The sequence below is a fragment of the Nonomuraea diastatica genome (assembly GCF_004349015.1).
Lineage (GTDB): Bacteria > Actinomycetota > Actinomycetes > Streptosporangiales > Streptosporangiaceae > Nonomuraea > Nonomuraea diastatica.
In genome coordinates, this window is record NZ_SMKP01000487.1 from 1 (window position 1) to 316 (window position 316).

Genomic DNA, 316 nt, shown 5'->3' on the forward strand with positions numbered 1-316 from the left:
CGTCGCGGTTCGTGGCCGATCCGTTCGCCGGTGGCGGGGAGCGGATGTATCGCACTGGTGATGTGGCCCGGTGGAGCGCGAGCGGTGATCTGGAGTTCGTGGGCCGTAACGACGATCAGGTGCAGGTTCGCGGCTACCGGGTGGAGTTGGGTGAGGTCGAGGCGGCTTTGCTGCGGGTGCCGGGTGTGTCGCAGGCGGTGGTGAGCAGGGATCTGGTCGCCTACTACGTCGGTGACGGGGTGGACGCGGCCGGTCTGCGTGATCATCTTGCGGCCGAGCTTCCGGGCTACATGGTCCCGGCCGCGTTCGTGGCCAT

At 68.0% G+C, this 316-nt stretch carries 1 protein-coding gene; it reads left to right on the top strand.

The genetic code is table 11. The annotated features are described in order from the left end of the window. Window positions 1-316, top strand: a 316-nt coding sequence (locus E1294_RS52285) for an AMP-binding enzyme (protein WP_132520868.1), incomplete at both ends; no start/stop codon positions are given.